A 23,971-nucleotide genomic window follows, 5' to 3' on the forward strand; every position below is an offset into this window, starting at 1 on the left:
GCCGGTGATCCTCACCCCCGAACAGCGTCGCGCGTACCTGGACCGGATCGGGTACGACGGACCGCAGGAGCCGACGCCGGAGGTCCTGCGGGCCCTGTGCCGGGCCCATGTGCGGGCCGTCCCCTTCGAGCTGCTGGACGGTCCCGACGGGATTCGGCCCGGCATCGACGTGCCGAGCGTCTTCGACAAGGTGGTCCGGCGCGGCCGGGGCGGCGCGTGCATGGAGGTCAACCGCCTCTTCGCGGCGCTCCTGACCGACCTCGGCCACCAGGTGACCACGCTGGCCTCCCGGCCCTGGCTGCCGCAGGAGCGCGCCTACACCGACACCGGCGACCACATGGTCCTGCTGGTGCGGCTGGAGGGCGCCGACTGGCTGGTGGACGTCGCGTACTCCCAGCTGACCGCCGTACAGCCGCTGGAACTCGACGGCACCGTGCGCACCGAGAACGGCTGGGACTTCCGGGTGCTGCGGGAGGGCGCCGAGTACACCGCGCAGCGCCGGGGGGCCAGCGGCCGGTGGGCGCCCGTCCACCGCTTCACCCTGGAGCCGCGTGGCGACGAGCACTTCGGCACCATCTGCGACCTCTACCTGGACCCGCGCAACGCATCCCCCATCCCACGCACGCTGATGTGCTCGCGGGTGACCGACGACGGCAAGGTCACCCTCGTCAACGACCTGCTGATCGAGACCCTCGCCGCCGGCGCGGAGCGCAGCAGCCGGGTGACGACCCCCGAGGCCGCCCGGGCCGCCCTGGCCACGGTGTTCGCCGACCACCCCGAGCTGGCCGAGCGCGGCATGCACATCTGGCAGCGGCTGGTCGGCGACCGGCCCGCCGCCCCGAACCCTGAGGAGACCCTCGTATGACCAGGCCGCGGATCGGCTTCGGAGCCTTCATCTCGCCCCTGCACCCGCCGGGCGAGAACCCCACCCTCCAGATGTGGCGGGACCTCGAACTCGTCCAGTGGCTGGACGAGCTGTGCCTGGCCGAGGCCTGGATCGGCGAGCACCACTCCGGCGGCTGGGGCACCATCTCCTCGCCGGAGGTCTTCCTCGCGGCCGCCGCCGAGCGGACCCGGCACATCCGCCTGGGCACCGGTGTCACCAGCCTGCCCTACCACCACCCCTTCCACGTGGCCTCGCGGATCGTCCAGCTCGACCACCAGACCCGCGGCCGGATCATGCTCGGGGTGGGCGCGGGCTCGGCGCCGGGCGACGCGCACATGCTCGGCATCCACCCGGCCGAACAGCGCCGGATGACCGGCGAGTCCCTGGAGGCCGTCCTCGAACTGCTGGCCGGGCAGGGACCGGTGAACCGCACCACCGACTGGTTCACCCTGCGCGACGCCCGTCTCCAGCACCGGCCCTACCGCCCCGAGGGCATCGAGGTGGCCATCTCCAGCGCCGCCTCCCCGCACAGCATGCAGCTGGCCGGCCGGCACGGCCTGAGCCCGCTGTCCTTCGCCTCGCCCCGGCCCGGCGGCACCGCACCGGACCTGCGCCGTCAGTGGAGCTACGCGGAGGAGGCCGCGGCCGCCGCCGGACGCACGGTCAGCCGCGCCGACTGGCGGCTGGTGGTCAACGTGTACGTGGCCGAATCCCGCGCGCAGGCCATGGAGGACCTGCGCGAAGGCGCGGCCCAGTGGTTGCGCGGCTACTTCGGCGACATCGTCGGCCTGCCCGTCGACGCGCTCGGCATCGAGCCGGGCCGGGAGATCGAGGCGCTGGTGGAGTCCGGCGCGGCGATCGTCGGCAGCCCCGACGACGTCGCCGAGGGCATCGAGGAGCTGTACGAGTCCAGCGGCGGCTTCGGCACGCTGCTGGTCACCGGGGCGGACTGGGCCTCCCGGGAGAACACCAAGCGCAGCTTCGAGCGGCTGGCCCGCTTCGTGGTGCCCCGCTTCAACGGATCGCTGGACGGGTTCGAGGCCTCGCGCGCCTGGGTGCAGGAGCACCGCGCCGAGTTCGTGACCCAGGCCGTCGGCGCGTTCCAGAAGGCCTTCACCGACGCCGGTGTGGCCGCGCCGCAGCTGCCCGTTCCCCAGCCGGCGGGGGCCGGCTCCAACTGAGCCGCCCCCGTCCGAGCACCCCTGCCGGGCCGTCCGCCGCGCATCCCCCACGTGGCGGACGGCCCTTTCCATGCCTGCCCTTGTTGCCCGGAGGTAGTTCCGTTGAGTTCCCTCAGCCTCGCAAGTCTCCTGCGCACCCCACGCGCAGCTGCCGGGCGCGCCGTCCTCGGCCGCCCCGGCCCGCCCGCCACCGAGCCGGTCTTCGGCCGCGGCGGACGCCTCGACTCGCTGACCGGCCTGCGCTGGTGGGCCGCCCTCCTGGTCTTCGGCGAGCACGTTGCGGCCCTCAGACTCGGCACCCGGGTGGGTGAGGACGAGCGCGGGCCGGCCGACGAGGTCCTGCACTTCCTCTTCGGGACCGGCACCATCGGTGTCAGCTGCTTCTTCATCCTGAGCGGCTTCGTGCTGGCCTGGACGTACTGCCCCGAGCAGGACAGCGTCCGCCGCTTCTGGCAGCGCCGGTTCGCCAAGATCTACCCGGTCTACCTCGTCTCGACGGTCCTGGCCTTCGTGCTCTTCGCGGGCATGGGACAGGTGCCGGGCGCGGCCAACGTGCTGCTGCACCTGACCCTGCTGCACTCCTGGACCCCCGACCAGTCGGTGTACTTCGGGCTCAACCCGGTCACCTGGTCGCTCAGCTGCGAGGCGTTCTTCTACCTGATCCTGCCGGCCGTCTTCCTGTGGCTGCGGCGCCTGCGGGCCGGCTCGCTGTACGCGGTCGCCGGCGCCGCCGTGGTGCTCGCGTTCGTGCTGCCGTACACCCTCGGAGCCCTGGTGGAGCTGCCCTACCCGGCCGAGGAGATCATCCCCACCGGGCCGGTCGGCGGGCCCTTCGCCTACTGGTTCACCTACGTCTTCCCGGCCTTCCGGGCCGTGGAGTTCGTGGCGGGCGTGGCTGTGGCCCTGCTGGTGCGTCGCGGCCAGTGGCGCGGTCCGGGCGTGCCGGCGGCGCTGGCCCTCTGCGCCGGCGGCTGGCTGCTCAACCAGGCGCTCCCGCCCCGACTCCAGCACGAGGCGGGCACCTTCCTGCCCTTCGTGTTGCTGATCGCGGCCCTGGCGGTGGCGGACCAGCGCGGCTCCTGGTCGCCGCTGCGCGGCCGTCGCATGCAGTTCCTCGGCGAGATCTCGTACTGCCTGTACGTCTTCCAGCTGCTGCTGCTCGCACTGGTCGCGGGCGGTCTGCGCCCGGCCCTGGCCGCGGCGGGCGTGCTCGCCGACAAGGACGACGCGCTGCCCGTCTGGATGGTGGGCCCGGTGGTGCTGGCCTGCCTCGCGTTCTGCGCCACCGTGGCCTGGGCGGCGTACCGCTGGATCGAGAAGCCCATGATGCGGCGGCTACGGCCCCGGACGGGCGACGGGGCACGGTCCGGCGGTCCGCGGGACGGCGGCCCCGGCGCGGAACCGGGCACCCGCGAGCCGGTCGCCCCCGCGTCCGTCAGTCCCCGTACGCCCGCATGAACATGCCGATGCCGCGTTCCACCACCGCGGCGATCTCCGGCTCGCCCAACGTCACCTGACCCAGTACGGACTCCAGCTGCGCCTCGCCGATCAGCAGGGCGCGCAGCTGCCGGGCGGCGGCCTCCGGGTCCGGCACGGTCAGCCGGCCGGCCCGGCCCAGCAGCGCCAGCTGCTCGGCGATGGCGCGGACGGCGGCGTCCTGGTCGAAGCCGCGCAGGGCGTCGCGCAGCGACGGCTCCAGCGGGGCGTCGGCGAGGATCCGCCAGCGCAGCGCCGCGCCCTCCCCGCCCAGCATCAGGCGGACCCAGCGGCGGCCGAAGTCCAGGAACTGGGCCGGCAGGTCGGCGCAGTCGTGGGCGGCGATGGTCTCGCGCACCACCGTGTCGAACTGCGGGGTGAGCGGGTCCATCGCCTGCGCGACCACTTCGGCGACCAGGGCATGGCGGTCGCCGAAGTGGTTGTAGAGGGTCTGCTTGGCCACCTTGGCCTCGGCAGCGATGGCATCGACGCTGCCGCCCACGAATCCGTCCCGGATGAACACCACGGCCGCCGCCTGGAGGATCTGGGCCCTGCGGTCCCGGCCGCCGTGTGTGCGGCGGGGCCGCGGCCGGGCCCTGCCGGCCTTGTCCTGGGTCGTTGCCACTGCTGCGCCTCCCGGGCGTCGGATCGTCGGAAACCAACGACTTGATTTCTGGACGGCCCAGTCTACTATTCAAATCTAGACGATGCAGTCCAAGTTTCTGCTCGCGACCACACGGAGGGGACTCCAGTCATGAACCGACCCACACCTGCGCCCGCGGCGGCGGAGCAGGACACCCGCATCGACGGTCAGCTGTGGTGGCTGTGCGGCGTGCTGGTGCTGGGAGCCGTGACCACGCTGCTCGACGGCACGATCGTCAACGTCGCGATCGAGGCCCTCACCCAGGAGTTCGACGCCACGCTCGACTCGATCCAGTGGACCGTCACCGGCTACCTGCTGGCCCTCTCCCTCGTGGTGCCGCTGTCCGGCTGGGCGATGGAGCGCTTCGGCGCCAAGCGGGTCTGGCTGGCCGCCCAGTTCCTCTTCCTCGTGGGCTCGGTGCTCTCCGGCCTGGCCTGGTCGGTCGAGTCCCTGGTCCTCTTCCGGGTGGTCCAGGGCCTGGGCGGCGGCATGGTGATGCCGATGGCCCAGGCGATGCTCGCCCGGGCCGCCGGCCCCGCCCGGCTCGGCCGGGTGATGGCCGTGGTGTCCGTGCCCGCCATGCTCGCGCCGATCATCGGACCGGTGATCGGCGGGGTGTTCGTCGACCAGCTCGACTGGCGCTGGATCTTCTTCGTCAACATCCCGGTGGGCCTGGCGGCCATCGTGCTCGCCTGGATCAAGCTCCCGGCCGACCGGCCCGCCGCCGACAAGCGCCTCGACGTGCTCGGCCTGCTGCTGCTCTCCCCCGGACTCGCCCTGCTGCTCTACGGCATGGCCGAGAGCGGCAGCGAGGGCTTCACCGGCGGCGCCAGCCTGCCCTGGACCGTGGCCGGTGCCGTACTGCTGGCGGGGTTCACCGCGCACGCCCTGAGGACCAGGGCCACCCCGCTGATCGACCTGCGGCTGCTGAAGGACCGCGGCTACTCCGCGGCCGTCGCCACCCAGTTCACGCTGAACGCCGCGGTCTTCGGCGCCATGTTCCTGCTGCCGCTCTACTTCCAGCTCGACCGCGGCGACACCGTGCTCGAGGCGGGCCTGATGCTCGCCCCCCAGGGCATCGGCTACGTCATCGCCATGGCCGTGGTCGGAAAGGCCACCGACAAGATGGGCCCGGGCCTGCTGGCGCTGGCCGGAGTGGTACTCACACTCACCGCCACGCTGCCCTTCGCCCTCATCGACAGCGGAACGAACCAGGGCCTGCTGATCGCGGCCATGATCGGGCGGGGCATCGGCGTCGGCGTCGTGACGCTGCCGAGCCTGGCCGCTGCTTACCGGTCGCTGGCTCCGGCGGCCATGCCCCGTGCCTCCAGCGCCATGAACATCTTCCAGCGGCTGGGCGGTTCGGTCGGCACGGCGGTGGCCGCGATCGTGCTGCAGAACGGCCTGACCGACGGCAAGGCCGCGGGTACCCCGCTCGCGGAGGCCTTCGGAACCTCCTTCTGGTGGGTCTTCGGCTTCACCGCCGCCACCCTGCTGCCCGCGCTGCTGCTGCCGCGCGCCGTGCCGGCTCCCCCTCCGGCCACCGCACCGGTTCAGGCGGAGGCTCCCGCCGCGGCCTGAACCGGCACCAGCCGCAGCGCACTTCGGCCCGGCCCCCTCGGGGGCCGGGCCGTTGCGTCTGTGCCGTTGCGTCTGTGCCGTCGCGTCTGTGCCGGTGCGTCGTGCCGGTGCGTACGGAAGGACCGTACGCACCCGGTCACGGGATGAGGACCACCTTGCCGAACACCTCGCCGGCGTCCATCGCGGCCAGCCCGGTCCGAACCTCGGCGAGCGGCAGTACCCGGTCCACGACCGGGCGCACCCCGGTGCGCACGCAGAACGCCGCCAGCCGCGCCAGCTGGTCGGCCGTACCCATGGTCGAGCCCACCACGGACAGCTGGTTGGCGAAGATCCGGCCCAGGTCCGCCGGGGGCAGACCGCCCGTGGTGGCCCCGGACAGCACCAGCCGCCCGCCGGTGCGCAGCGCTTTCAGCGACTGCGCGTAGGTCGCCTCGCCGACGGTGTCGAGCACGGCGTCCACCTTGTGCGGCAGCCGTTCACCCGGCTCCAGGACGAGTTCGGCGCCCAGCTCCGCCAGGCGCCGCCGCTTGCCGGCGGACCGGCTGACCGCCCACACCCGGTATCCGGCCGCACGGCCCAGCGAGACCGCCGCCGTGCCCACGCCGCCGCCGGCGCCCTGGACGAGGACCACCGAGCCGGGCTCGGCACCCGACTTCTCGAAGAGCATCCGGTAGGCCGTCAGCCACGCGCCGGGCAGACACGCCGCCTCCGCGAAGGAGAGCTCGGCGGGCTTGGGCACCAGACAGCGGCGCGGGACGGAGACCCGCTCGGCGAGGGTCCCGGGCTGCTGGACCGAGAGGAACTGCACGGCCGGATCCAGGGTTTCGTCGCCCCGGCCGGCCAGCGGATCGCCGATCACCGGATAGACGATGACCTCCCGGCCGTCCTCGTCGACGCCCGCGGCATCACTGCCCAGCACCACCGGGAGCTGGCCGGGCAGCACCGCCACCCCGCGCAGGGTCCACAGGTCGTGGTGGTTCAGCGCGGCGGCCCGCACCTCCACCCGCACCCACCCCTCGCGCGGTTCGGGCTCGGGCCACGGGCCGGTGCGCAGCCCCGCGAGCGGGTCCCCGGGCACCGAACGCTCGGCCACGACGGCGTACATCCGCGCTCACCCCGCCCGCAGGCACAGGGTGCCCCAGATGAAGCCGGCCCCGATGCCCGAGACCACCACCAGGTCGCCGGGCGTGATCCGGCCGCGCTCCATCGCCTGGTGCAGCACGGTGAACACGGTGGCCGCGCCCGTGTTGCCGTACCGGTCCACGGTGATCTCCGCCCGGCGGCGGTCCACCCCGAGCGCATCCATCGCCTCGTGCACGATGTTCAGGTTCGCCTGGTGGAGCATGTAGTGGTCGATGTCCCGGGGTTCGAGGCCCGCCTGGCCGAGGGCCGCCAGAATGCTCTGCGGCAGCCGCTTGGTGGCCTCGGTCCACACCGCGCGGCCGTCCATCTTCAGGTACTGCGAGCGCGCGGCGACGGTCTCGGCCGTGGTGGGGAGGCTCGCCCCGCCCGCGGGGATCTCCACCGCGTACGACAGGGCCGCGTCCAGGTCCCAGGACAGCAGGCCGAACCCGGGCTCGGTCCGGCTCATCACCACCGCGCCGGCCGCGTCGCCGAAGAACACCCGGGTCGAGCGGTCCTCGGGGTCCGTGACCCGGGACAGGCACTCGGCGCCGATCACCAGCACGTTGCGGATGCGGTCGTTCTGCAGCAGGTGGGCGGCGGTCAGCATGCCGTACACGCCGCCCGCGCAGGCCGCCTGGCTCAGGTCGAGCGGAAAGGCGTGCCGGGCTCCCAGGGCCTCCTTGACGATCAGCGCGGTGGACGGCAGCGGCTGGTCATAGGTGAACGTCGCCACGATCACGGCGTCGAGCTCGTCGGCCGAGCGGCCGCTGTTCTCCAGCGCCTGCCGGGCGGCCGCCACGCACATGTCGGACGTGGTGCGGCCGTCCTCCAGCCAGCGCCGCTCCCCGATCCCGGTCCGGCTCCTGATCCACGCGTCAGTGGTGTCCAGGGTCCTGACGAGATCGGCGTTGGTGACGACCTGGGAGGGCACATGGGACCCGGTGCCGACGATTCCCACCGGAATCCTCAGCCCTCCTTGGGAAAGGGTGGAGAGACCAGCGGCGGTCGCAACGGTCATGGGTATTTCTGCTTTCTTCCCGGGAACAAGGGAAACGCCGCTGTGAGGGCGCTTCCACGGTCCGCGGAACTGTAGGCAGCAGGCCCGGATCCCGGACAGGCGCAAAGGTCCAGGTCCGCCGGTGAATTCGTGCGGGACATCCGTGGCGGCTGGCTGCCCTGCCCATTCGGGCAGGTGAGGTACCGGCCTTCCGGTGGGTGGCGATGGGACAGCCGGAACGTTCCTTCCCCGGGCCGGAACGCGGAGAAAGACTCGGCCGCATGGAACCCATGGCATACGACAGGCCCCGCGGCGTAGGAATCCGGGCGATCGGCGGACGGCTGCCCGAGCACGTCGTCAGCAACGCGGATCTCGAAAAGCGGCTCGACACGACCGATGCCTGGATCAGCGAGTTCATCGGGGTGCGCACCCGCCACTGGTCGGCCCCCGACGAGTGGTCCTCCGACCTCGGCGCCGCGGCCCTGCTCGACGCGTGCGAGCGGGCCGGGGTCAGCCCGCACTCGGTCGACCTCGTCATCTGCGGCACCTACACCCCCGACAACCTCATCCCGGCCACAGCCGTGGCCATCATGGGCAAGGCCGGCATCCGGGACGTGCCCGGCTTCGACGTCAACACGGGCGGCTGCCCGGGCGGCACCTGGGCCCTGGACGTCGGCGCCAAGTACGTGGCCTCCGGCGCGTACCGCCGGGTCGCCGTGGTGCTCGCCGATGTCAGCACCAAGACCTTCGACCCGGAGGACCGCACCGTCGGCGTGATCTTCGGCGACGGCGCGGCCTGCTACCTGCTCGAACCCGTCGAGGCGGGCAAGGGCGTCAGCACGGCCCTGCTGCGCAGCGACCCGACCGCGTACACGACCGCGTACGTCAAGCGCGAGAAGCGCACCTGGGACGACGGCAGCCCCAAGCAGTCCGGCTTCGGCGACAACTTCGCCCACATGCACGGGCGCGGGGTCCGGGACTTCGCCCTGGAGCGGGTCCCCGGCTTCGTCGAGGAGCTCGCCAAGACCAACGGCATCACCGTCGGCGACATCGACCTCATCGTCTTCCACCAGGCCAACTACCACCTGATCCACCTGCTCATGGAGCGGATCGGGCTGCCCGCCGAGAAGACCATGACCAACGTGCAGAAGTACGGCAACACCTCCGGGGCGGGGGTGCCGCTCGTACTCCGCGAGGCCATGGACACCGGCCGCCTCAAGAGCGGGGACAACGTGGTCATCGTGTCGTTCGGCGCGGGCATGAGCCACGGCGGCACGCTGATCCGCTGGACCGGTGCCGAAGACTTCGGCCTCGTCCCGTGACCGGCGCCGACCTGCACCCGGCCCCCGCCGCGGCACCAGCCCCCGCGGGCCTCCTCGCCGTCGTCGGCGCGGGGACGATGGGCGCCGGACTGGCCCAGGTGGCCGCCGCCGCCGGCCGCCGGGTCGTCCTCTACAGCCGCACCGAGCACAGCCTGGCCCGGGCCACCGCCGGCATCGAGGAATCGCTGCGCCGGCTGGCCCGGCGCGCCGGTGCGGCGGACGGCCCCGCGGTGGATCCCGCCGCCGTGCTCGGCCGCATCGGGGCCACCACCCGTCTCGAGGACTGTGCGCAGGCCGCCGTGGTCGTCGAATCGGTCGCCGAGGACCCGGCCGTCAAGCGGGAGCTGTTCGCCCGCCTGGACGCCCTGTGCCAGGACGCGGCCTTCCTCGCCACCAACACCTCCGGGATCCCCATCGGCGAGATCGCGTCCGCCACCACCCGCCCCGAACGCGTGGTCGGCACCCACTTCTTCTCGCCGGTCCCGATGATGCGCCTGTGCGAGATCGTCCGCGGTCCCGCCACCGGCGAGTCGGCCCTGGCCGCCGCCGGCGCCTTCGCCGCCGAGATCGGCAAGGAGAGCGTGCTGGTCGAACGGGACACCCCGGGCTTCATCACCACTCGGCTGCTGACCGTACTGATCCTGGAAGCCATCCGCATGGTCGAGGACGGCACGTGCTCGGCCGCCGACCTCGACCGGGCCTGCCACCTCGGCTTCGGGCACCCCATGGGCCCCCTCGCCTCCGTGGACCTCAGCGGCCTCGACGTCTTCCAGGACGTGGCGGGCGCCCTGTACCGGGCGACCGGGAACCCGGTGTTCCGGGCGCCGGATCTGCTGGGCGAGCTGGTCGCGGCCGGACACCACGGGCGCAAGACCGGGCGGGGATTCCACGACTACGCCGCCACCGGACCGGCCGCCGTCGGCCCGGACACGACAGGAGCGCGATGACCCACGACCCCGCAGCGGAGTTCCGCCGGATCGAGGTCAGCTGGGAGCACGGCGTCACCCGCCTGCACCTGGCCCGGCCGGAGCGGCGCAACGCCATCGACCTGCGCCTGGCCCAGGAACTCCTGCGCGCCGCGCTGCTGGAGCGCACCGCCGCCAGCGGCGCCGTGCTGCTCACCGGTGAGGGCGACCACTTCTGCGTCGGCGGCGACCTCAAGTCCTTCGAGCAGGCCGAGGACCTGCCCAGCCACCTGATGGAGGTGACCAGCTACCTGCACGCCGCCCTCAGCCGGTTCGCCGCGATGCCCGCTCCGCTGGTGGTGGCCGCCCAGGGGCATGTCGCGGGTGCGGGTCTGGGGCTGGCCTGTCTCGCCGATGTCCTGCTGACCGGCGAGAACGCCACCTTCCGGTCCGCGTACGGCGCCCTGGGGCTGACCCCCGACGCCTCCACCAGTCATCTGCTGCCCCGGTTGGTCGGGCTGCGCAGGGCCCAGCACATGACCCTGCTCGGCCATGTGCTCAGTGCCGAGGACGCCCAGAGCTGGGGCCTGTCCACCGAGACCGTGCCCGACGGGCAGCTCCACGAGCGGTCCCTGCACGTGGCCCGGGAGCTCGCCGCCGGCCCCACCGCGGCGTACGGGCAGACCAAGCGCCTGCTGCGGTCCTCTTTCGCGCGGACCCTCGCCGACCACTTGGAGGACGAGTCGCTCACCCTCAGCGCGGCGGCGGCCACCGCCGACGCTCTGGAGGGGATCAGCGCCTTCTCCGCGCGCCGCTCGGCCCGGTTCGGGGCCGCGGGCGGGCGGGTGCACGCGTGGAGCGGGGGCCGGGCATGACCGCGTCCACCGTGCGGTTCGAGCGGCGCGGCCCGGTGGCCGTCCTCACCCTCGACCGCCCCGCCGTCCGCAACGCCGTCGACTCGGTACTCGCCCGCGAGCTGGGTGCCGCGCTGACCCTGCTGGATGAGGACCCGGACCTGCGCGTGGGCGTACTGACCGGGGCCGGTCCCGTCTTCTGCGCCGGGGCCGACCTCAAGGCCCTCGCCGCCGGGGAACCCGTGCACGACCCCGACCACGAGGAGTGGGGCTTCGCAGGCCTGGTCCACCACCCCGTGCGCAAGCCGCTGATCGCCGCCGTCGAGGGCGCCGCACTCGGCGGAGGCACCGAACTGGCCCTGGCCTGCGACCTGGTGGTGGCTGCGGAGGACGCCCGCTTCGGGCTGCCCGAAGCGGCCCGCGGGCTGCTGGCGGGCGCCGGGGGACTGGTACGGCTGCCGCGGCTGGTGCCGCCCCGCGCCGCGATGGAGGCCGTGCTGACGGGGGAGCCCGTCAGCGCCGCGACGGCCCACGCCTGGTACCTCGTCAACCGGCTGGCACCGCCCGGCCGGGCCCTGGAGGTGGCCCTGGACCTGGCCGGGCGGATCTCGGCCAACGCGCCCCTGTCGGTCCTGGCCGGCACGCACCTGGTGCGTGCCGCCGCCGCGGGCACCCCCGAGGACGCACTCTGGGCGCTCAATGCCGAGTACTGCACACGGCTGCTGGCCAGCCAGGACGCCGAGGAGGGGATGCTCGCCTTCGCCGAGCGGCGGCCCCCCGTCTGGCACGGGCGCTGAGGAGGAACGGGCATGGACATCCACGACAACGTGGTGCTGGTCACCGGTGGAACTTCGGGCCTGGGGCTGGCCGCGGCCCGGCGGCTGGCCGCCGACGGGGCCCGGGTGGTCTTCATGGGCCGCCCCTCCGAACGGGCCGAGAAGGCGGCCGCCGACCTGGGGGAGCGGGGTGTCTTCGTGCCGGGCGACGTCACCCGCACCGAGGACGTGGCGCGGGCCGTCGAGACCGCCGCTTCCCTGGGCCGCCTGGGCGCGCTGGTCACCTGCGCCGGGATCGCGGTGCCCGGCCGCACCCTGGGCCGCAAGGGACCGCTGCCGATGGAGCAGTTCGAACGGGTACTGCGGGTCAATCTGCTCGGCACCTTCGACGCGGTGCGCCTGGCCGCCCGCGCGATGGCCGCCAACGAGCCCGTCGGCGGAGACCGCGGGGTGGTGGTGTGCACCTCGTCCATCGCCGCGTACGAGGGCCAGGAGGGCCAGACCGCCTATGCCGCCTCCAAGGCGGCCGTTGCGGGCATGACCCTGCCGATGGCCCGGGACCTGGCCCGGCACGGCATCCGGGTGGTCACCATCGCCCCCGGTCTCTTCGACACGCCCATGGTCGCCGGGCTCGCGGACGAGGCACGCGCCTCGCTCGCCGCCCAGACCCCGCACCCGGTCCGGCTGGGCCGGACCGAGGAGTTCGCCTCGCTGGTCGCCCACGTCATCGACAACCCGATGCTCAACGGCGAGGTCATCCGGCTCGACGGGGCGGTGCGCCTTGGCCCGATCTGACGCCGTGCCGGCGGGCGCGGGACCGGCGGGCGCGGGACCGGCCCGGCCGGCGGTCTGGCTGGCCCGTGCGGTGGAGGATCCGGAGAAGGCGGCCGGGCTGCTCGGGCTGCTGTCCGCCGGGGAACGCGCCCGGTACGCGAGCCTGCCCGAGGCGGCCCGCGCCCCGTACGTGACCGCGCACGCACTGCTGCGGCTGGGCGTGGGCCGGGTCCTGGGGCAGCGGCCGGAGCGGGTGGTGCTCGGCCGGGACGCGGCGGGGCGTCCGGTGGCCGCCGAGGCGCCGTGGCTGTGTCTGAGCCTCTCGCACACCCGGGGTGCGGTGCTGGCGGGCTGCTCGGCGTACGGCCCGATGGGCCTGGACGTCGAGGGTGTACGGCCGCTGCGGATGCCGCGAGCGCTGGCCGCGCGGGTGCTCGACCCGGCCGACCTGGAGCGCTGGTCGGCCCTGTCGGGGCCGGCCGCGCTGCGGGGGCTGGTGGAGCGGTGGGCGTGCAAGGAGGCGGTGCTGAAGGCGATGGGGACCGGGCTTGCCGGCGGTATGGGCCGCCTGGTGGCGCAGGCCGGCCCCGGTGCCGGGGAGGTCCGCCGCTGGAGGGTGGCCGGGGCAGGCGGGCCCGGTGCGGGGACGCGCTGGCGCACGGTGCTGCTGCCGGCCGGACCGGGGCACGTGGCGGCGCTGGCGCTGGCGGACGGACCGCCGGCGGCGGCCCCGGACGCACGGACGGCGGCGGGCGCCGCTGCCGGGTCAGACCAGGCCCTCCTGGAGTGCGAGGGCCACGGCCAGGGTGCGGTTGGGCGAGTTGAGCTTGGCCAGGAGGTTGGTGACGTGCCGTTTGACTCCGTGCTCGGAGATGGTCAGCCGTCGGGCGATCTGCTTGTTGCTCAGGCCCTGCGCCAGCAGCGAGAGGACCTGCTGTTCGCGGGGAGTGAGGGAGATCTTGCGGGGTGAGCCCACCGGGCCCGTGCCGCGGACCCGGACCATCAGGGAGCGGGCCAGGCCGGCGGGCAGCGGCATCTCGCCGCGCTCCAGCCGGGTGACGGCCTCGTTGAGGTTGGCGGAGGTCAGGTCGGCCTGCATCAGGAAACCGTGCGAGGCGAGCATCACCTCCTCGTCGATGGCTTCCAGCCGCAGGTCTTCCAGCAGCAGCAGGACCCGGGCCTCGAAGGACTCGGCCTCCTTGATCAGCGAGGGTGCGGGCTCCCCGCTGCCGTGGCAGAGGACGATGTCGGGGCGGTGCTCGGCGAGGAGCTCGCGGGCGGCGACCGGACCGCTGCACGCCCACACCGGACCCACCGAGGGGACGGTGCGCAGCAGCGAGAGCACGCCGCAGCGCACCAGTTCGTTCTCCAGGACCACCAGGACCGAGGTCCGCGAGGGCACCGCGGCCGCAGCGGACTGCCCGGCCGGCTGCCCGGCGGGCTGTGCGACCGGCTGCGGCGCTATCTGGACCGGTCCGGTCGCGGTGGCCGCTTCGGCGGCCGTCCCGCTCACAGGGACCGGCCGGTGATCAGGGACCAGGTCAGCTCGGCCACGCGCTCGACGCCCATGTCGCCCTTGCCGTCCTCGGTGTCGAAGTCCCCGCGGGTCCACCGGCCGATGACGGCCAGCATCGCCCCGCTGAGGAAGTGGGCCCGCACCAGGAGGGCGTTCTCGTCGAGCCGTCCCGGTTCGGCCTCGGTCAGCAGCTGTTCGAACCAGGCCTGCGCCAGCAGGCGCTCGAGCCGGGCGGCGAAGCGGGGGCTGCCGTCCTCGCCGAGCATCCGGCGATAGACGGCCCGGTGCTGGTCGATGTGGCCGAAGAGCTTGACCAGATGGACCGGGGCGGCCTGGGAGAGCCGGTGGGCGTCGGCGGTCAGGCGGCAGGCCCGTGCCGCTTCGATGACGCCTTCCATGGTGCTCTCGGTGGCGTCGAGCAGCAGGTCCTCGCGGTCCTTGTAGTGGAGGTAGACCGTGGCCCGGTTGACCTCCGCCCGTTCGGCGATGTCGCCCATGGTGATGCCGTCCAGGTCCTTCTCCATCGAGAGTTCCAGGACGGCGGCCCGAAGCAGTGCCCTGGTCCGCCGGGCGCGAGGGTCGCGCGAGGCGCCTCTGGTGTTCGAGATGTTCGGCATGGGGCCAAGATTCCACGACCCATGCCGTAAAAGCAACACCTGTCAGTTAAGCGACACGTGTCGTACAGTCGTGCCGGACCCGACCGGGGCGGCCCATGCCCACAACACCCCCATTCATCCCACTTCTTGACGGAGGATCACGCAGAGATGAGCTCAATATCCGAGGCCTACATCGTTGACGCGGTACGCACGCCCGTCGGCCGTCGCAACGGAGGCCTGGCCGGTGTGCACTCGGCCGACCTCGGCGCCCACGTGCTGGGCGCCCTCATGGACCGCACCGGCATCGACCCGGCGGCCGTGGACGACGTCGTGTTCGGCTGCCTGGACCAACTCGGCTCCCAGTCCGGGGACATCGCCCGCACCAGCTGGCTGGCCGCGGGCCTGCCCGAGTCCGTCCCCGGGGTCACCATCGACCGCCAGTGCGGCTCCTCCCAGCAGGCCGTGCACTTCGCGGCGCACGCAGTGCTGAGCGGTCTCGCCGGCCTCGTCGTGGCCGGCGGGGTGCAGAACATGTCCCAGATCCCGCTCACCGCGGCCGCCGCCGTCGGCGGCCAGTTCGGCCACCCCGACCCGTACTCCGGCTCGATCGGCTGGCGCAAGCGCTACGGCGACCAGACCGTCAGCCAGTTCCACGCCGCCGAGCTGATGGCCCGCCACTGGAACATCAGCCGGGCCGAGATGGAGGAATTCGCGCTCACCAGCCACCGGCGCGCCGCCCAAGCCGTGGACGCCGGCTGGTTCGAGCCGGAGATCGCCCCGTACGACGACGGCGAGCACGCGCTCGCCGTGGACGAGGGCCCCCGCCGCGACACCACCCTGGAGTCGATGGCGCGGCTCAAGACGCTGGACCCGGCCGGACGGATCACCGCCGCCACCGCCTCGCAGATCTCCGACGGCGCGGCCGCGCTGCTGATCGCCTCACCCGAGGCCGTCCGCGAGCACGGGCTGACCCCCCGCGCCCGCATCCACCGCATGACGGTGCTCGGCGACGACCCGATCATGATGCTCAGCGCGCCGATCCCGGCCACCCGGAAGGCGCTCGCCGACGCCGGGCTCACCGAGTCCGACATCGACGCCGTGGAGATCAACGAGGCCTTCGCGTCGGTGGTCCTGGCCTGGCAGCGGGAAGTGGCCATCGACCCGGCCCGGGTCAACCCCTGCGGCGGCGCGATCGCCCTGGGCCACCCCCTGGGCGCGACCGGCGCCCGGCTGATGACCACGCTGCTGCATCACCTGGAGCGCACCGGAGGCCGCTACGGCCTGCAGACCATGTGCGAGGGCGGCGGACAGGCCAACGTCACCATCATCGAACGCCTCTGACGGCGCGGGCCCCGTCGCGCCGCAGCACGCGACGGGGCGCCTCCCCCGTTCCGGCGGTTCAGCCGGTCTTGTCGTACGAGGCGTCCATCGCGCCCGCGATCCGCAGGTGCGGGGCGGCCTGGTCCGGAAGTCCCTGGCGCTGCAGGACCCGGCCCAGCATCAGCCGGGCGTAGGCGTCGTCCGGCACCTCGGCCACCAGGGACTCCAGCGCCGCGCGGGCCTTGCCCAGTTGCGCGGAGTGGAAGTACCCCCGCGCGGCCAGCATCCGCACGGTCCGGTCCTGCGGGTAGTCCTCCACCAGCGGGCGCAGCAGCGTCAGGCAGCCCAGCGGGTCGCCCTTGTCCAGCAGCGCATCGGCCAGCCGCAGCCGCTCCACCTCCGCGGGCAGCTCGCGCCCGCCGGCGGCCGCGGCGGCACCGGAGACGAACTCCGCGATCACCTCCGGGGCGTGCGCCCCGGCCAGCGCCTGGGTGCGCACCACCAGCGTGGGGGAGGTGGTCACCCCGATCGCCTTGCCGCGCAGCAGCTGTTCGCGCACCTCCTGCTCGGCGCCGCCGCCGCGCAGCAGCCGCCCACCGTCCGCGAAACCGGCGTCCGACGCCACCGCGTCGAGGGTCTCGGCCAGGCTGATGTCGCGCCCTTCGACGAAGTGCGCCCGCAGCACGCCCTCCATCACGGCGTCCTGGAGGGCCGCGCCGCCATGCCCGTAGGCGAGGGCGGCCAACCGGTGCGCGTCATGGCTCGAGGCCCGCCACGCGGCGCCCCACCCCGGCCCGAGCCCCTCGGCCGCGGCGATTTCGGAGACGCGCACCCGGTTCTCGGCGGCCGACAGCCCTGGCGCGCACTGCTGGAGCGCGGCGTCGACCAGCGGGTCCTGCAGCACCTCGGCCAACGGCGCCGCCTCGGCGGGCGCCATGGGGTCGATCCGGAACGGCCGCCACACCACCTCGACCTCCTCGCCGTCCCACTCCCGCAGCGCCGCCTCGACGCGCCGCTTCCCGATGTACGCCCAGGCGCAGACAACGTCCGCCCACAATTCGATTCGGATCATGTGAGGCAAGTTAATCAACACCTGTCGACTATGCAACAGAAGTCGCCCTCCGAGCCGGCAAGGACGACCACCGAACGGCGGACCGACAAAGGAACTCGCCAGGTGGAAGCCACGACCGTCCCAGGAGGGACCTTGTCCCGCATGCACCACCGGCACGCGCACCGGGTGGCGGCCTGCACTGCTCTCGCGCTTAGCGCGGGCTGGTGTCGGCCGCCCCGCCGTCCGCCGTCGATTCCCCTACGGCGAGCCGCTACGCCGCCGCCCGTGCCAAGGCCCGCTTCGCAGTGACCGGCTGTACCGCTTCGCCACCTGCCTGAGGGCCGCCGACGGCGGCCTCGGGAATCCACAGCACCTGAACCGAAGGTGTGTCAGAGCCCGCTGTCAGCTGCGACCACTAGCATCTGCTGCCGTGGAACTCGTCGAACTCGAAACGCAGATATCCCGGCTGGCGGAACTAGGCCTGCCCCTCGCACCCGACCGGACCGTCGACGACCTGCTGTACTCCCTCCCCAGGGACCTCTTCGAGCGCAGGCCGTACGAACTCCTGCTCTCCGTGCTCGGCGCGGAAGTGGAACGCGAACCCTGGGGACGCTGGTTCTGCGACCGGGCCTGGAACTTCGACACCGAATGCGTCCACGGACCCGGGGCGTACGTGAGGATCGCCCGCGAGCTGTGCCGGATCACCGGCCGCCCCGACGCCTTCACCGACGTGGAGGACCACGTCGGCCTCGCCTCCGGAGAGGCATGGATCTCCTACACCGTCAACGGCCGTCGACGGCGATGGACCGCGGAGGTGCACGACGACTGGGCCGACGGACTCGTGGTCACCTACCTGCTGGACGACCTCGAGCAGGACGGCCACCGCTTCTGGACGAGGGACGCCGGCCAGATCATGAACCTCTACTTCCTCGACACCCCCGCCGCCGAAGGCATCAACTCCCTCCTCCCCACCCGCAGCCCCCTGGCGCCCGTCGTCCCCTGAGCCCACAGCCGTACCCTCCAACGCGATCGCAGCCGCCGGTGACCAGAACGGCGACGGCCGACCCGACATCGTCGGCCGGGACGGTACCGGCACGATGCCGGTCTCCTGGGGTACCGGTTGCTCCGGAACTGACACCTTCGCCACGCGACAGCACCTCGCCCGCGTCGACAACGACGCACGGACCGGTGACGCTCGGGGTGATGGCAGTGACGCCGAATAGGTCTTGGCGCTGGTGGCGCGACATGCATTGACCTGCAGTGGCCCTATGACGGGCACAGGCCCGGCGCGCCGGCAGTGGAGGGCGACAGGCCAGACACAGGGTCGTCCTCCGGTGTTCAACCACTACCCTGACCACGGATCTCTACCGGGGGGAAGGTGCTGTGGCAGACGACGACGGCGAGCAGGAGCCGGTCCCGCATGACCTCCGGGCCGAGAAGGCGGTGCTGCGGTCCATGCTCGTTTCGACGGACGCCATTGCCGACGTGGTCGAGATTCTGTACGGCCGTGACTTCTATCGGCCGGCACACGAGCTGATCTACGACAGCATCCTCGCCCTGTACGCCGCCGATGGGGCACCGAGTCCCTTCACCGTGTGCGCGCACCTCGAGGAAGCCGGCCGGCTGGACCAGGCCGGCGGCCGCACCTACGTGAACGCGCTGCTCAGTACTTCGTCCGGCAAGGACTGGGTGAGGAACGCCGAGCGGGTCCAGGCCACCTCCCGCCTGCGGAGGCTGCACACGGCAGCCGTCCGTATCGAGAACCTGGTCGCCGAAGCCAGTCCCGAGAACTTCGACAAGGTCGCGGATACCGCCGAGGCCGAGATCCTGGCCGCCACGACGAACCGACCGGGCAGCCTTCCCCCCGCCTTCAGTATCGGCGACGTACTCGAGGACACCCTGGACGAGATCGAGGCCATCGGCAGCCGCAGGGCGACTCTTGCCGGTGTCCCCACCGGCTTCCAGGACCTGGACCTGCTCACCGGTGGACTACAGCCCGGTCAGCTGATCGTCCTCGCCGGCCGCCCCGCCATGGGCAAGTCCACGCTCGCTGCCGACTTCCTGCGCGCAGCCACCATCAAGGCCGGCCTGCCTTCAGCCTTGTTCACGTTGGAACTCCGCCGGACAGAAGTCACCATGCGGATCCTGTCCGCGGAAGCCCGCGTCGCCCTGCACCACATGCGCTCGGGCATGCTGACAGACGACGACTGGACCCGACTGGCCAGGCGCATGCCCGACGTCAGCACCGCTCCGCTCTACATCCAGGACAGCGCCTACGCCACCTTCACAGACCTGCGCGCGCAGTGCCGCCGTCTGCGCAGCCGGCGCAAGATCGATCTGATCGTGGTCGACGCCCTGCAGATGCTCACCTACGGAACCCGGCCCTTCTCCTCCCGCTACGAAGAGATCTCCGAGATCGCCCGCTGCCTCAAACTCCTCGCGAAGGAACTCGACGTCCCCGTCGTCGCCATCTCACAGCTCAACCGCGGACCGGAGCAGCGGAGCGACAAAAGGCCGCAGATCAGCGATCTGAGGGACTCCGGAGCGCTGGAGGACAACGCCGACGTGGTGATCCTCCTCCACCGCGAAGACGCATACGAGAAGCACTCCCCCCGCGCCGGTGAAGCCGACCTGATCGTCGCCAAGCACCGCAACGGCCCGGTCGCCACCATCACCGTGGCCTTCCAGGGCCATTACTCCCGCTTCGTGGACATGGCTCAGCCCTGACCGGCACCCAAAGGGTGTTGCAGAGGGCTCGACCGGCAGGTCGGTGCCTCGTCCAGGCCGTTTCTTTCGGATCACCGGATCGCTGGTCTGGGACGTACGCACGGCCAACGGCCGGGTTCGGGGCCTGCCGGGCCCGCTTGGTGGCACGCGGATGCGGGCCATGACCGCTTCGAAGGCAGGTGCGCCGCTGGCCTGGCCCGCGGCGACGGTCAGGGCCAGGGGCCGTGCACGGTCGTCGGCGGCCAGGTGGACCTTGGTGCTCAGGCCGCCGCGTGAGCGTCCGAGAGCGTGGTCGGCGGGCTCGCTGCGGCCTTCGGCCCCTTTTTTTGCGTGCTCCGGCGGAAGCCCCAGCCGGCTGCTCCCGCGGGGCGGTCGGGCGCTGGTCAGATCGTGACCGGGCCGTGGGCGGTGGCGAACTCGACCGAGACCAGGCCCGGTTCCTCATCCTCGACCCAGGTGACGTCGATCTGGTCGAGGGGGTGGTCGGCCGGTTCGCCGAGGAATTCGGCGATGGAGGCGGCGTCGCCGGCGATGGTGACCCCGTGGATGGTGGTGGAGGTGCGCGGGTCGGCGCTCGGGCGCTCCTCGATGGGGACCAGCCACTGAAGGAAGTAGGGCAGTTGCGGGTCCTCCAGCAGTTCCAGCAGGCCGATCTGCTTCCACTTCAGGTCGAACCCGTCGGGGCGGACACGGTGGCCCTCGGCCGAGGTGCGGCCGAGGCGGGCCTCGACCGGGGCGATGTCGTCGACGGAGACCACCCAACCGAGCCAGCCGCCGCCCTCGGCGGCGCGGCGCGCGACGGCCTGGCCGAAGGGTGCGCGGTCGGTGGCGGGGTGGTCGAGTGTGGTGACGACCTCGACGTAGGTGCCGCCGCTCAGCGGGAGAATGAAATTGCGGGTGCCGAATCGCGGGTGCGCGCCCCCGTCGACGAACCCGGCGCCGAGGGCCGATCCGATCCACTGGACGGTCGAGACGAAGCTGTCGCGGGCCACCGCATAGGACACGTGATCAAGTCGCACTGCGCCATCATCACCCGACAACCCGTACAAATCCCGACGCCACGCTCACCGCCCCGGCCGCGTCCGCCGTGGATTCAGCCGTGGAGCGGATCGATCATCGTCATCCCGGCGGGGGAGGCCCGGTCGAAGCCAGGCAGCAGCGCTGCTCCCTCGTCGAGGCCCACGACCCGCTCGATCAGCTGCTGCGGGGCGAGCGCGTCCCCGGCTCGGGCCGACACCGCGGATGCTGTTCTTCACGATGGCGGGCACCGGCGGATCGACCGCCCGGACGCCGTACTCGGCGACCGCGCCCAGCGCTCCGGGAACGGCCCCGCAGCCGATTCCGGAGCGCTGGCGCGTTCGTATTCCCGAAGGGGCCGTTCCTTCCCCGGCAGGGGCCGGACCGGCCCCCGATGGCGAGTGGGTGGTCCCGATGGCAGCCTGGAAATGACGTCGAAGCGAAAGCGACTGGTCGCCTCACCCAAGCGCTCGAAACCACTGTTCGTGGTTGCGGGAGGTGTACCTCGTGAATTGCACTGCTTCACGTACCCGGAAGCTCATTGGTCCGGCCGTTGCGGCCATCCTGGCGGCGACGCTCGTACCCGTTGCCGCGTCCCAGGACGCAGCTGCCCAGCCCGGGGACGTGGTGGGCTTGATCAACGCGCAGCGTACGCAGCGCGGGCTGCCGGCGCTGACCGTCAACTCCGCCCTGAACACCGCGGCCCGGCAGCACGCCGCTGCGGCCGTGCAGCTGAAGTGGTGGGGACCGGGCAAGGACTCGCACACCAACCCCCAGACGGGCTCGACACCGCAGAGCCGCATCATGGGGGCCGGCTACTGCCCGAACCCCCGGTCGTGGCAGGTCGCTGAGATCACGTACACCGGCTGGGGCACCTCGGGCACGCCGAGCGCCGCCGTCACATGGTGGATGAACAGCCCGGGCCACCGCGCGAACATCCTCGACGGCAATCTGCGCGAAATCGGCAGCGCGGCGCTGCCCGGCGCCGCGGACAGAGCCGGAGCCGGCGCGAGCGGCGCCGCGACCTACGTGGTGACGTTCGGGCGCTGTCAGCGGTGAGGTCCTGCTCCTTCTCGAGCGATGGCCCGACATCACCGAGGACGAGGACAGATTTGGGCAGTTGCCGGTGCCGGCTCCCTGCAGCCGTGTCTGTTCGGTGTCACGAGACACAGACGTTCACTCCCTTTCGCAGGGTCTCGGCCTGATTCCGGTGGCCGCGGAGCCGGCGGTGCAGTGCGAGCTTGCTCAGGTCGGCGGGAGGGCGAAGGGGAAGCCGGTCAAACGCGAGGACGTGACTGCACCGGAAAGTCCCCCGGCGCGTACGTCACTGCCCGCTCCGGTTGGTGAGGGTCTGTTGCGAGGCGGTCGGAGCTGCAAATAGCGCCTGGACGGTTTCGGTGGCCAGGTCTCGCAGCCAGGTGTGGGCGCGGTCGTCGTCGTAGCGCTGGTGCCACAGCAGGTACAGGGGGACCTCGGGCAGCGGGAGTGGCGGCGGCAGTACGGCGAGGCCGAGTTGTTCCCGGGCTGCGCGGGTGACCGCGTCGGGGAGGGTGACGACCAGGTCGGTGTCGAGGGCGAGTTGCAGTGCGAAGGCGGCGGTGGGCCCGGCGGCGGCGACGCGTCGTTCGAGGCCGCGGGTGGTCAGGGCGTCGTCGATCGGGTCGCGCAGGCTTCCGCGTCGCGACACGGTGAGGTGTTCGGCGGCCGCGTAGCGTTCGATGCTCAGCGGGCCTTCGGTGAGGGGGTGGCCCGGTCGGACGGCGACGACCAGCCGGTCGCTGCCGACGAGGCGGTGGCGGATGTCGGGGAGCGTCGGAGCGCTGGAGCTCGATTCGAGGTCGACCTCGCCCCGGCGCAGCTCGGCGTCGTCCGTCCCGGGTTCGGCCGACAGGCGCAGTCGGACGCCGGGGGCCTGGCGGTGGACGGCGGTGATCAGGGCGGTACCGCAGGCGGCGGTCAGGGCGTCGTGCCAGCGCACGGTGAACACCCGGTCCAGAGCTGCCAGGTCGAGTTCTTGCTGCGCGGACAGGAGGTGGTGGGCCTGCTGTACGAGGGCGTGGACCTGGGCGCGCATGGCCAGCGCGCGGGTGGTGGGAACCATGCTGCGGCCGGTGCGGACCAGGATCTGGTCACCGGTGGCCTTGCGGATGCGGCCCAGGGAGCGGCTCATCGCCGGTGCGGTGACGTGGAGGCGTGCTGCGGCGCCGGCGACGCTGCCCTCTTCCAGCAGTGCGTCCAGGGCCGTGAGCAGGTTCAGATCCAATTGCATACCAGTAACTCTATAACTGAATAACATGCACTTGTTGTTAACAATCGGGAGACCTACCTTCGAAGTGCAGGCGCAAGACGAGTCGCCCGCACACATCGAACTCAGGGAGCCCACCATGAGCACAGCCATGCCTTTTGCCGCCGGCACGACGCTCCTGTCCGAGGTGACCGCCGTGGTGAAGACCGCAGGCCTCACCCTGCGCGACCGCCACACTCCGCACGCCCGGGGCGTGAGTCTGGACGAGGTCGTCGCTGAGATCCACGCCAACGACGACGCGGTGCTGGACGTGCTGCGCGAACCGCTGCTGCGGGCCCGGCGGGGATCGCAGTGGGCCGAGGACGAGCTGGCCGGCGGTGCGCTCCCGTCGGGGGAGTGGTGGGTCGTCGACCCTGCCGAGGGCAACATCAACCACGTTCACGGCATGGAGGACTGGGCCGTGACCGCCACCCTGGTCCGCGACAACCAGCCGGTGCTCACCGTGGTCCACCTGCCGCTGACCGGCGACACCTACACCGCTGTCGCCGGCGGCGGTGCCCGTCTCAACGACCGGCCCCTGAAGGTGTCCGCCAAGACCGATCTGGGGACCGCGCTCGTCGGCACCGGCCAGGCCAGGCCCGGCGAGGACGAGCGCACCTTCCGGCGGATCGGTGACTCGGTCACCGCCATGCTCATCAACGGCCTGGTCGTGCGCGTGTCCGTTCCCGCCACGATGCAGCTCATCCACGTCGCGGCCGGACGCACGGACGCCTTCTGGCAGTTCTCCGACGTCCGCTCCGGTCTGGTCGCCGGCGCCCTGCTGGTCTGCGAGGCCGGAGGCACTGTCACCGACCTGGCGGGCGAGCCCTGGAACACGGGCAGCCGCGACTTCCTGGCCGCCGCCCCCGGCATCCACACCGCCGCCCTCAAGGTCCTCTCGCCGATCGTCTGAGGGGACACCTCCGCCCCACCCACCTCA

General features: G+C 72.5%; 23 protein-coding genes and 2 pseudogenes. 15 read left to right on the top strand and 10 right to left on the bottom strand.

All coding sequences use genetic code 11. The features are described from left to right. Positions 1-4: 4 nt before the first annotated feature. The 3 genes from AC067U_RS21105 (at position 5) to AC067U_RS21115 (ending at position 3,525) form a co-directional block, all read left to right on the top strand. A complete protein-coding gene (locus AC067U_RS21105; protein WP_478831274.1) occupies positions 5-865 on the top strand; it encodes an arylamine N-acetyltransferase family protein in 861 nt (286 codons plus the stop codon). Then, positions 862-2,067, top strand: a complete 1,206-nt coding sequence (locus AC067U_RS21110; RefSeq protein WP_478831275.1) for an LLM class flavin-dependent oxidoreductase — start codon at positions 862-864, stop codon at positions 2,065-2,067. Before AC067U_RS21105 ends, AC067U_RS21110 begins: the two co-directional genes overlap by 4 nt. Positions 2,068-2,169: 102 nt before the next feature. Further along, entirely contained in the window at positions 2,170-3,525 is a 1,356-nt protein-coding gene (locus AC067U_RS21115; RefSeq protein WP_478831276.1) for an acyltransferase family protein, read from the top strand. Here the strand turns inward: AC067U_RS21115 and AC067U_RS21120 are convergent. Beyond that, on the bottom strand, positions 3,503-4,168 hold the full coding sequence (locus AC067U_RS21120; protein ID WP_478831277.1) for a TetR/AcrR family transcriptional regulator: 666 nt from the start codon (positions 4,166-4,168) through the stop codon (positions 3,503-3,505). The genes AC067U_RS21115 and AC067U_RS21120 overlap by 23 nt on opposite strands. Positions 4,169-4,297: 129 nt before the next feature. Here AC067U_RS21120 and AC067U_RS21125 point away from each other — a divergent pair, with 129 nt between their 5' ends. Further along, positions 4,298-5,767 carry an MDR family MFS transporter gene (locus tag AC067U_RS21125; RefSeq protein WP_478831278.1) on the top strand — a complete coding sequence of 490 codons (1,470 nt, stop codon included), beginning with the start codon at positions 4,298-4,300 and terminating at the stop codon, positions 5,765-5,767. 136 nt (positions 5,768-5,903) lie between these two features. On the opposite strand, the gene AC067U_RS21130 is transcribed toward AC067U_RS21125, so the two are convergent. Next, positions 5,904-6,872 carry a zinc-binding dehydrogenase gene (locus AC067U_RS21130; protein WP_478831279.1) on the bottom strand — a complete coding sequence of 323 codons (969 nt, stop codon included), beginning with the start codon at positions 6,870-6,872 and terminating at the stop codon, positions 5,904-5,906. A gap of 6 nt (positions 6,873-6,878) precedes the next feature. Beyond that, the gene (locus tag AC067U_RS21135; protein WP_478831280.1) at positions 6,879-7,910 is read right to left on the bottom strand and encodes a 3-oxoacyl-ACP synthase III family protein; all 1,032 of its coding nucleotides are present in this window, start codon (positions 7,908-7,910) and stop codon (positions 6,879-6,881) included. Between the two features lie 260 nt (positions 7,911-8,170). Between AC067U_RS21135 and AC067U_RS21140 the strand changes: the two genes are divergently transcribed. From AC067U_RS21140 to AC067U_RS21165, 6 genes and pseudogenes are all read left to right on the top strand, one after another. Next, positions 8,171-9,211, top strand: coding sequence for a 3-oxoacyl-ACP synthase III family protein (locus AC067U_RS21140; RefSeq protein ID WP_478831281.1), 1,041 nt, complete (start codon positions 8,171-8,173; stop codon positions 9,209-9,211). After that, positions 9,208-10,158, top strand: a complete 951-nt coding sequence (locus AC067U_RS21145) for a 3-hydroxyacyl-CoA dehydrogenase family protein (protein WP_478831282.1) — start codon at positions 9,208-9,210, stop codon at positions 10,156-10,158. The genes AC067U_RS21140 and AC067U_RS21145 overlap by 4 nt, the downstream gene beginning before the upstream one ends. Continuing rightward, positions 10,155-10,991 (top strand): enoyl-CoA hydratase/isomerase family protein, encoded by an 837-nt coding sequence (locus tag AC067U_RS21150; RefSeq protein ID WP_478831283.1) that lies wholly within the window; start codon positions 10,155-10,157, stop codon positions 10,989-10,991. The genes AC067U_RS21145 and AC067U_RS21150 overlap by 4 nt, the downstream gene beginning before the upstream one ends. After that, complete coding sequence (locus AC067U_RS21155; protein WP_478831284.1) at positions 10,988-11,767, top strand: crotonase/enoyl-CoA hydratase family protein; 780 nt, start codon at positions 10,988-10,990, stop codon at positions 11,765-11,767. The genes AC067U_RS21150 and AC067U_RS21155 overlap by 4 nt, the downstream gene beginning before the upstream one ends. 12 nt (positions 11,768-11,779) lie before the next feature. After that, positions 11,780-12,541: an SDR family NAD(P)-dependent oxidoreductase gene (locus AC067U_RS21160; RefSeq protein ID WP_478831285.1), complete on the top strand. Its 762-nt coding sequence runs from the start codon at positions 11,780-11,782 to the stop codon at positions 12,539-12,541. 349 nt (positions 12,542-12,890) lie between these two features. After that, positions 12,891-13,064: pseudogene (locus AC067U_RS21165) on the top strand (4'-phosphopantetheinyl transferase superfamily protein); the annotation flags it as partial. 222 nt (positions 13,065-13,286) lie between these two features. On the opposite strand, the gene AC067U_RS21170 reads toward AC067U_RS21165, so the two are convergent. Then, entirely contained in the window at positions 13,287-14,033 is a 747-nt protein-coding gene (locus AC067U_RS21170) for a response regulator transcription factor (protein ID WP_478831286.1), read from the bottom strand. Next, positions 14,030-14,653: a TetR/AcrR family transcriptional regulator gene (locus AC067U_RS21175; protein WP_478831287.1), complete on the bottom strand. Its 624-nt coding sequence runs from the start codon at positions 14,651-14,653 to the stop codon at positions 14,030-14,032. The genes AC067U_RS21170 and AC067U_RS21175 overlap by 4 nt, the downstream gene beginning before the upstream one ends. A 156-nt stretch (positions 14,654-14,809) precedes the next feature. Here AC067U_RS21175 and AC067U_RS21180 point away from each other — a divergent pair, with 156 nt between their 5' ends. Then, on the top strand, positions 14,810-15,973 hold the full coding sequence (locus AC067U_RS21180) for an acetyl-CoA C-acetyltransferase (RefSeq protein ID WP_478831328.1): 1,164 nt from the start codon (positions 14,810-14,812) through the stop codon (positions 15,971-15,973). Between the two features lie 58 nt (positions 15,974-16,031). Here AC067U_RS21180 and AC067U_RS21185 read toward each other — a convergent pair whose 3' ends face one another. Beyond that, positions 16,032-17,024: a DsbA family protein gene (locus AC067U_RS21185; RefSeq protein ID WP_478831288.1), complete on the bottom strand. Its 993-nt coding sequence runs from the start codon at positions 17,022-17,024 to the stop codon at positions 16,032-16,034. Positions 17,025-17,433: 409 nt separating this feature from the next. Here AC067U_RS21185 and AC067U_RS21190 point away from each other — a divergent pair, with 409 nt between their 5' ends. Continuing rightward, a complete protein-coding gene (locus AC067U_RS21190; RefSeq protein ID WP_478831289.1) occupies positions 17,434-18,006 on the top strand; it encodes a hypothetical protein in 573 nt (190 codons plus the stop codon). 380 nt (positions 18,007-18,386) lie between these two features. After that, positions 18,387-19,730: a replicative DNA helicase gene (dnaB, locus tag AC067U_RS21195; protein ID WP_478831290.1), complete on the top strand. Its 1,344-nt coding sequence runs from the start codon at positions 18,387-18,389 to the stop codon at positions 19,728-19,730. A 99-nt stretch (positions 19,731-19,829) separates the two neighbouring features. Here dnaB and AC067U_RS21200 read toward each other — a convergent pair. From AC067U_RS21200 to AC067U_RS21210, 3 genes and pseudogenes are all read right to left on the bottom strand, one after another. Continuing rightward, a pseudogene (locus AC067U_RS21200) lies at positions 19,830-20,015 on the bottom strand (IS5/IS1182 family transposase); the annotation flags it as partial. A 98-nt stretch (positions 20,016-20,113) separates the two neighbouring features. Then, positions 20,114-20,749 carry a VOC family protein gene (locus AC067U_RS21205; protein WP_478831291.1) on the bottom strand — a complete coding sequence of 212 codons (636 nt, stop codon included), beginning with the start codon at positions 20,747-20,749 and terminating at the stop codon, positions 20,114-20,116. 74 nt (positions 20,750-20,823) lie between these two features. Further along, a complete protein-coding gene (locus AC067U_RS21210) occupies positions 20,824-20,967 on the bottom strand; it encodes a hypothetical protein (RefSeq protein WP_478831292.1) in 144 nt (47 codons plus the stop codon). Between the two features lie 407 nt (positions 20,968-21,374). Between AC067U_RS21210 and AC067U_RS21215 the strand changes: the two genes are divergently transcribed. Then, positions 21,375-21,806 carry a CAP domain-containing protein gene (locus tag AC067U_RS21215; RefSeq protein WP_478831329.1) on the top strand — a complete coding sequence of 144 codons (432 nt, stop codon included), beginning with the start codon at positions 21,375-21,377 and terminating at the stop codon, positions 21,804-21,806. Positions 21,807-22,071: 265 nt separating this feature from the next. Here AC067U_RS21215 and AC067U_RS21220 read toward each other — a convergent pair whose 3' ends face one another. Beyond that, positions 22,072-23,016 carry a LysR family transcriptional regulator gene (locus AC067U_RS21220; RefSeq protein ID WP_478831293.1) on the bottom strand — a complete coding sequence of 315 codons (945 nt, stop codon included), beginning with the start codon at positions 23,014-23,016 and terminating at the stop codon, positions 22,072-22,074. Between the two features lie 115 nt (positions 23,017-23,131). Here AC067U_RS21220 and AC067U_RS21225 point away from each other — a divergent pair, with 115 nt between their 5' ends. Further along, the gene (locus AC067U_RS21225; RefSeq protein ID WP_478831294.1) at positions 23,132-23,944 is read left to right on the top strand and encodes an inositol monophosphatase family protein; all 813 of its coding nucleotides are present in this window, start codon (positions 23,132-23,134) and stop codon (positions 23,942-23,944) included. The last annotated feature ends 27 nt before the right edge of the window (positions 23,945-23,971 follow it).

The sequence above is a fragment of the Streptomyces sp. NPDC043853 genome (assembly GCF_056436025.1).